Origin of the sequence: Okeania sp. SIO2F5 (genome assembly GCF_010692685.1) — a bacterium.
Classification (GTDB): domain Bacteria; phylum Cyanobacteriota; class Cyanobacteriia; order Cyanobacteriales; family Microcoleaceae; genus Okeania; species Okeania hirsuta.
This window is the reverse complement of sequence record NZ_JAAHGU010000079.1, coordinates 24,486-32,630: the sequence shown is the minus strand read 5'-3', so window position 1 is coordinate 32,630 and position 8,145 is coordinate 24,486. Positions and strand designations below refer to the sequence as shown.

Here is an 8,145-nt window from a genome sequence, read left to right as displayed (position 1 = left end):
ACGCATCCTTAAAACTTTAACCTTTAGCGATCGCCTAATTTATGAAAAATACAGCTCATACAGTTACTTTTATGTTACATTATCAATATTTATGTAATATGTAAAGATGCCAGCGCTCATTGCTATACAACAGTCTGCAACTAGCTGAAAAACTACGCCGAGAACAGCAAATGAACTTGAGTCCTGAGTATGTACGTCAGTTGCTCAAAAAAAGAGGGTGATTTGGAAGTTTACACGAGTGAGCCATCAACAACGGCAAAATCTACACAAGCTCTCTGTCAAGCAGAATGACCTGGAAATTCTAGAACTCGCGACGGTGGCCAGAGAGATTGACTTAATTTATGGGGACGAATCGGGATGCTGTTTGTAGAGTGCAGCCAGTTATAGTTATTACTTCCGACTAGAAGGGGGAGGCTTCAGACCCAATTTTTCGGTGATAATTTTTTTCTAGCTTACTATTTATATTATATTTCTTAACTCTGACTTTTAATGAATAAAAAAATTCCAGAAGTTATTACATACCTAAGAACTGCCCAGGCCATTCGAGAAAGGTGTGATTGCATCTTTAATCTTGCTTGTCAAGACCAACTCAATAATTTTCAAGTCGATTTAACTCAACTAGATAAATGCGCTAATTATGTCATTAATATTATTTATGCTCAGTATCCCAAACTAGATATACCCTTCCATAGTCGTTGGCGACATTTCCAAGTAGGAGATGTGCCTCGCCTAGCTGAACTTGACCAAATGTTGGCAGGACTCACACCTGTAGAAAAAGCCAAGGTAAAATTTGATTTAGCCATTATTAGTGTACTACTAGATGCGGGTGCGGGTGCAAACTGGCAATACACTGAACCTGAAACTGGCTTAATATTTAGTCGTTCGGAAGGTTTGGCAGTTTGCAGTTTCCGACTATTTTGTCAAGGTTTTTTTTCTAGTAATCCCGATTTTCCCTGGCAAGCAGATACTAGAGGACTTTCACAAATTGATGTCCAGACTTTAACTCAAGGATTCCAAGTTAGTCCAGAAAATCCCTTGGTGGGTCTTGAAGGTCGTCTGGAATTGCTGCAACGCTTGGGGCAAGTTTTAAATCAAGATTCTCATTTATTTGGTATTGATAGTCCACGTCCAGGAAATATGGTTGATTATTTGTGGCAAAATCAGGCCAATAAAGAAGCAATTAAAGCTACTTCAGTATTAAATGCTGTATTGGAGGGATTGGGAGATATTTGGCCAGGGCGCAGTACTATTTCAGGTATTAATTTAGGAGATGTTTGGCCTCATTCTCTGCTCAAAAGCGATCGCTTGGGGGATGAATATATACCTTTTCATAAATTATCTCAATGGTTAACATATTCATTGCTCGAACCATTACAAGAATTGGGTTTAAAAATAATTGGATTAGATGATTTAACTGGATTAGCAGAATATCGGAATGGTGGCTTATTTATAGATATGGAACTAATAAAAATCAAAAATCCTTTGATTCTACAACAACAACATTTACCAGGTTCAGAAATTATTGTAGAATGGAGAGCGCTAACTATTAGTCTTTTAGACAAAGTTGCTCAAGTAATTCAAGAAAAACTTAACTTAAATACCTCAGAATTACCACTGGTAAAAATCTTACAAGGGGGCACATGGACAGCAGGGCGAAAAATAGCAACAGAATTAAGAAAGGATGGTGCGCCTCCGATTAAAATCAAGAGTGATGGAACAGTTTTTTAATTAGTAATTATGGACTCAATCTCAATTACTGGAATTCGCTGCTACGGATACATCGGGTTTTTTCCGGAAGAAAAAGTATTGGGACAATGGTTTGAAGTAGATTTAACTATAGGGTTAGATTTGAATGCTGCAAGTAAAAGCGATGCTTTGGAAGATACTGTAGATTACAGCAGCATAATTAATACTGTCCAAAAGCTTGTAAAAAATTCTAAGTTTGCTTTATTGGAAAAAGTAGCTGATGCGATAGCTACGGCTATTTTGCAAGAACCATTAGTACAAAATATCAAGGTTAGTTTAACTAAGTTAGCAGCTCCAATACCAGATTTTAGTGGCAAAGTTACTATTGAAATTACTAGAGCAAAGGAAGCATTAGTATATAACTCATTTAGTTAATACATTTGGTAATTTAGATGATTTTTTAATGTGGTGAAGTATATACTTTATTTTGATTTTTCGAGAATTTAATAAAGTCAAAAAAATGTACCTCGTTACTATCGTAAATTCTATCTAAATTTGCTCTAGAGACGGTTCAGCTAAAGTTCTCTATTTTCTAATAATTTAGATGGCATCAGGTTATATCATGTCCGCACTTTATCGTTTGTGTAAAACCAAGGGTGAATATCTACAGGAAATTTACGTTTTTTCAAGCTTTTAAGCCTTCTTCCCTCTCTCCTAGATAACTAAAACCTTCCTCCTTCTTCCTTGCTTTCTTACCTTCACGCTTACAATACCGATGCTACCGGACATGATATTAGTCCTGTAAAAGTATAAAAATTATCCATTATATAGTTGCTGTTGTCTACTTATATGATGTCCGGTTGAATATTTATAAGCAGAGGAGTCAGAATTCAGGAGTCAGGAGGGAAGAATAGGGAGTTTGAAGTAAAAGGTATGAGAAAGTTTTTTGGTAACGCTCTTATCTGTATATGATATTACTTCTTTCACTACATTGTTTGATACCCTACACCTCACCTACAGTGCATCAATTAGGTAGGGGTTAAATTTCTATGTCAATTACCCTGATTTTTGATTCATTAATTAGGTGGATTTAATTATCTGTAAATATTAAATTGCGATGGATATTCAAAACAGTAAAAATATCTTGAAAATTGCCTTCATACTTCATTTTTATATTCTTCGTTTTCAGGTTTATTTATACCCACTTATACCATCGATCAAAAACTTTTCTACATTTTATTGAACAGAGAAATAGGTAGGGACGTTGCATGGGTCCGTACAGAGAAATAAACATAAGAATAATTAATGCACTCCTAGGGTGCTAATTATCAAAAAGGTAATTCTGTTTGTGTTAATTACCTAATAATTGAATTGATACCTAAGTTAAGCATTAATGCATGGTAATTGGTATTATACCAGTGTGAAAAAAAGAATGTTATATGAAATACGTTAATGTTTGCTACCAAAGATTGATGGGGAGATAGGGAGATAGGGAGAGTCCTATATTTGCACAATTTTTTGTATTTCATATTACCGAAAAATTGTGGGTATGCGCCTCCCCTTTTAAGGGGATAATAAGCGGTCGTTAGCGCAGCTTCCCGAAGGGTGGGATGGCGATCTTCGGAGCGGCTCTGTCAAGAGCGGGTCTCCTCGCCATATCCAATCGACCAAGAGAAGAAAAATTTTCATGATTAGTCAATTCTCTCCTTGAAAAGAAGAGGTAATTATTAATTATTAATTATTGAAAAGACTACTATGGTTATAAGCAACAGGCAACAGATATTTTTAGCAAAAAATCATCATACTTGGTATTACATAAATCGGTAATTATATACAGCATATTCCACCAGTCGTGAGATACACCCATAGCGGGCAAAATGCCCACACAGGGAACATTTAATTATTAATATCTGTACTTCATATACGAGGGAATTTTCTGTATAATTTGATGAATTAAACTAGGTCATAAAATGACAAAAACTACTATCATTAATCATCCATTAGTTCAGCATAAATTGACATTATTACGTCAAGTAGAAACTACCACTGCTCAATTTCGCCAACTGCTCAAAGAAATAGGAATGTTATTAGCTTATGAAGTAACTCGCGATTTACCAATAAAATATCAACAAATTCAGACACCAATGAAGTTGATGGAAGCACCGATGTTAGCTGCTGAAAAAAAAATGGTGATTGTTTCCATTATGCGAGCAGGTCAAGGACTTCTTGATGGGATTTTAGAGTTAATACCTACAGCAAGAGTGGGACATATTGGTTTGTATCGTGACCCTAGTACTTTAGTTGCTGTAGAATATTATTTTAAAGTCCCCCATGATATTGAGCAGCGAGATGTGTTAATAGTTGACCCCATGTTGGCAACTGGAAATTCAGCAGTAGCAGCAGTCGATCGGATTAAAGAATCTAACCCAGAATCAATTCGATTTCTGTGTTTATTGGCAGCACCAGAGGGAATTGAACATTTCCATAAATATCACCCAGAGATACCCTTATATACTGCTGCTATTGATGAAAAATTAGACGAACACGGTTATATTATTCCAGGATTAGGAGATGCGGGCGATCGCTTGTATGGAACGAGATAATTTTATTTTCCTATGAACTCAAACATAACTGCTATATGACAAATAATATTTCCTCTAAACAAAAATTTTTCGATCTTTGGGCACCTAATTATGATTGGTTATTTCCATCTGTAGTTTATCAAGCGGTACATCAAAGATTACTGGAATATGTAAATCTGCCAAGTCCATCAAATGTACTAGATTTAGGTTGTGGTACTGGAAAACTTCTGCATCGTCTTGCTGTTAATTTTCCCGATCTTCAAGGTACTGGTTTAGACTTATCTCCCGAAATGGTTAATCAAGCTAATAGTCGTAATCCTCATCCAGAAAGTTTAACTTTTTTACTAGGAAATGCTGAAGAAATGTCTTTTGCCGATGAAGAATTTGATGCTGTTTTTAATACAATTAGTTTTTTACATTATCCTCATCCTCAACAAGTTTTTAATGAAGTGAGTCGAGTTTTACGCCCAGGAGGATATTTTTACTTAGTTGATTCCTATTTTAAGTGGCAAGATGAATTTCAGTTTTTGAGTATTTCTCCTGGTGGAATTAAGCTTTATAGTCCAACAGCTCGCGAACAATTAGGTAAAGAGGTTGGATTAAATTTACAAGCAAATCAGTATTTGTTAGGAGCAGTATTACTAACTATTTTTACTAAATAATTGTAACTTCAAGTAGATTGATTCTGGTTGGTATAAAAAAGCCAGTAATAGTAAAATTACTTGAGCAAATGTCAGATTTTTAATAAGCTAAAAAGCTGACAATGACTTTCGCTATCGCCATACAAACTAGCAGTAGCTATATTACTTAGAGTAATTAATAAAATTGGCAACAAAAATGTTGGTTAATTAGCATAAATTCTGACTAGCTCTGAGCTAACTGAGTAAGCACTTGTCCAAGCAATATATACAAGAATTGCATCTAGAAGTACAAATCCAATTGTACCTAATCAGTGAATCTTAATACCGCGACTTAGACTAACAATTCTATTGGGCACACCTTGGTCTTGTTTACTATTTTGAGTATCAGAATTTATACGCTTTTTCGAGTACTGCATTTTTTTATTACCTATTCTATCTTAACATTCTCTATGATATGATTTAAAAAAATTAATTGGCTTTGCATAATCAAGCCGATTTTATTTTATTGTCTCATATCACTAGGGAAAGTCATCTGAACTCAAATAAATCATTTACCAGTTTTTTCTAAATTGCTAATTGATACCATAAATTCAATCTCCCATTTGATTTTATTTGCTCACTGTTCATTTCTATGATTACTATAAAAAAATTATTAAATTCAATTATTTGTTATCTGGTAGCATTACGTTGTAAAGGGGTGATTCTCTGAGAATTGGCAAAGATGCCTTCTCCCTGCATTTGATTTATTGGTGGTTTTATTTCAATTTTCATCACTTTTTCTGTAGAAATACAAACTGTTTGATCTATTAAGTGAAAAGTTATCCAAGGTTGTTGGAGTAACTGTGGTAATATAGTTTGAAACTGTTGAGAATTGATTGGTAAACTAAAGGTCTCTGAATTACCATTGATATAATAAAGTATTATCTCTGTGCTGCTTTCTTGAGCGTATTGCGCAAATGAACCTTTCATTGTTTTTGCTCCCCAATTTAATTGTGCAAAGACTTAGTCTTGTCTGATACTATGACTGTTAGAGATTTTAATAAATTTGACTGTACCTACTCCTGGCTTAAACTTTTATACCTGAAGAAACATTAATTAGAGGATAATAAATACTTGTTAAGTATAAAAAATTATCAAATTTTAACCCTCTTGAAAAAATATTTATTACTATAGACATAATATTTAGTTTGAGTGAATAAAATTATTACATAAGTCAAAAAAATATTATTTTAACTAGCTATCAGCTTGGTTTAAAATTACCGTTTGAATTGTATTGATTTCGGTTTTAGTATAGATATAATATATAGCTAAATGCATCAATTGCCGTTAGTTTTTTAAGAGTTAAAAAATCATTCTGAGATTGATATTTTATCTAGATAATTAAATACTTGATGGAGTAGAAAAAAGTACAGAAAACTTTTTAGTTTCACAATTAATGTGTAAACACCATATATTTATAATATACTCAATTATATTCCTCTAGCAGTAGCCAGTAAAAAAATTAATAATCAATCTTTAGTATAAAACTTAATAAATTCAAAAAAAAATTAAAAATTTTCAGGAAAGCCTGGCAAGTATAACAATATTTGCCTATACTCAATAAAATTGACTCTAATCTAGCCTTTGTCGCCATGATTAAACAGACCAATACCTGCCAACCAGCAACAACTATATTATCCCTAAATATTGCGCCAACTCAAATTATTCGGGGAAAAAATGCTCTGGCCAAATCAGGAGAAGCGATCGCCCATCTTGGTGGTAACCCCTTAATTGTAGGAGGCGATCGCTCCTTGGATATCATTCAACCACACCTTGGGCCTTTACTACAAAATCATCATTTAAAATTTACTCAGGCCAACTACGGGTCGGACTGTAGTGAAGCTAGCCTAGCTAATCTTCGCCAAATCGTCACAACTCAAAAAGCAGACCTGATAATTGGTGTTGGTGGTGGCAAAGCTCTCGACACAGCCAAACTCTTAGCCCACCAAAGTCACTTACCCATAGTCACCATTCCCACCTCAGCAGGCACTTGTGCAGCTTGGACTGCATTATCAAACATCTACTCAGACCAAGGCGCTTTCTTGTACGATGTTAGTCTAGCTAAATGTCCAGACCTGCTAATTCTGGATTATAGTTTAATCAAAACTGGGCCTGCCCGTATCTTAGTAGCTGGTATTGGGGATGCGATCGCCAAATGGTACGAAGCCTCAGTTAGTAGTGGCCATTCAGAACGAACAATGACCGTTGCTGCTGTCCAACAAGCAAGAGTTTTGCGAGATATTCTCTTCCAAAAATCAACAGTAGCTTTACAAGAACCTGGTGGAGAAACCTGGCAAGAAGTTGTTGATGCCACAGTCTTATTAGCAGGTTTAATTGGAGGTATTGGCGGTGCTCAATGTCGGACTGTCGCTGCCCATGCTGTTCATAATGGCCTAACTCATTTGTCAGCAAGTCATGGTACATTACATGGAGAAAAAGTTGCTTATGGTATATTAGTCCAACTAAGGTTGGAAGAAATGCTACAAGGCAACCAACTAGCTATGACTGCTAGACAGCAACTGTTAAAATTCTATGATGAGATTGGTTTACCAAAAACCTTGGGTGACTTAGGGTTAGGAGAAATCAGTTTGTCTGAATTATGGGGTGCTGCTGAAGTTGCTTGTCATAGCAATTCTGATATTCATCGCTTACCATTTAGGGTAATTCCCGAGCAATTAGTAGCAGCAATGGTTTCAACAACAGTCCCACAAGAGCCAGAGAAACAAAATTTAGTGTCAAAGCCGGAAATGTTCGACAAAAGATTATAGCTGTGAACCCCAAAAATACTAGCCAAGATTGCTCAAATTGTGAAGAAAAAGTCCCTAAAGAATTAAACATACGAACTCATTCTTGTTCCCATTGTGGCATAGTAATAGACCGCGACTTAAATGCGGCGATAAATATCAAAAATAGGGCGGTAGGGCATTCCGTCCTTAAAGCTCGTGGAGTCCGACGGGATACCGGGACTACGAAACGAGAAGCCCACACTATAGCGTCAGCGAGCGTGTGGGAGATGTCACGAATTGATACCTATGCAGATACTACAGCTAATTTCTGAAGATTGAAATCTGATGTTTTGAAAAAAATAGTTTATTTTAAGTAGTCTCACTTTTACCGAATAATTAAGGTTTAAAACATCTCCTTTAAAGGAGAAACAAGCGGTCGAGGTATGGCGAGGTCTCTGAGCTGGCCAACCA

General features: G+C 35.4%; 8 protein-coding genes. 7 read left to right on the top strand and 1 reads right to left on the bottom strand.

The features are described from left to right. Positions 1 to 238: 238 nt before the first annotated feature. The 5 genes from F6K27_RS21390 to F6K27_RS21370 all read left to right on the top strand — a co-directional run bounded on the left by F6K27_RS21390 (position 239) and on the right by F6K27_RS21370 (position 4,930). Positions 239 to 370: a hypothetical protein gene (locus F6K27_RS21390; RefSeq protein ID WP_287300912.1), complete on the top strand. Its 132-nt coding sequence runs from the start codon at positions 239 to 241 to the stop codon at positions 368 to 370. A 119-nt stretch (positions 371 to 489) separates the two neighbouring features. After that, positions 490 to 1,728 carry a URC4/urg3 family protein gene (locus F6K27_RS21385; RefSeq protein WP_287278262.1) on the top strand — a complete coding sequence of 413 codons (1,239 nt, stop codon included), beginning with the start codon at positions 490 to 492 and terminating at the stop codon, positions 1,726 to 1,728. Positions 1,729 to 1,737: 9 nt separating this feature from the next. After that, a complete protein-coding gene (gene folB / locus F6K27_RS21380; protein WP_287278261.1) occupies positions 1,738 to 2,121 on the top strand; it encodes a dihydroneopterin aldolase in 384 nt (127 codons plus the stop codon). A 1,535-nt stretch (positions 2,122 to 3,656) separates the two neighbouring features. Then, complete coding sequence (gene upp, locus F6K27_RS21375) at positions 3,657 to 4,289, top strand: uracil phosphoribosyltransferase (protein WP_124146881.1); 633 nt, start codon at positions 3,657 to 3,659, stop codon at positions 4,287 to 4,289. Between the two features lie 35 nt (positions 4,290 to 4,324). Beyond that, on the top strand, positions 4,325 to 4,930 hold the full coding sequence (locus F6K27_RS21370; protein WP_287278260.1) for a class I SAM-dependent methyltransferase: 606 nt from the start codon (positions 4,325 to 4,327) through the stop codon (positions 4,928 to 4,930). Between the two features lie 648 nt (positions 4,931 to 5,578). On the opposite strand, the gene F6K27_RS21365 is transcribed toward F6K27_RS21370, so the two are convergent. Beyond that, positions 5,579 to 5,878, bottom strand: coding sequence for a hypothetical protein (locus F6K27_RS21365; protein WP_124146878.1), 300 nt, complete (start codon positions 5,876 to 5,878; stop codon positions 5,579 to 5,581). Positions 5,879 to 6,540: 662 nt separating this feature from the next. On the opposite strand from F6K27_RS21365, the gene F6K27_RS21360 reads away from it, so the two are divergent. Beyond that, positions 6,541 to 7,716, top strand: a complete 1,176-nt coding sequence (locus F6K27_RS21360; RefSeq protein WP_287278266.1) for an iron-containing alcohol dehydrogenase family protein — start codon at positions 6,541 to 6,543, stop codon at positions 7,714 to 7,716. 2 nt (positions 7,717 to 7,718) lie between these two features. Then, positions 7,719 to 8,006, top strand: coding sequence for a zinc ribbon domain-containing protein (locus F6K27_RS21355; RefSeq protein WP_353736041.1), 288 nt, complete (start codon positions 7,719 to 7,721; stop codon positions 8,004 to 8,006). Positions 8,007 to 8,145 lie beyond the last annotated feature (139 nt).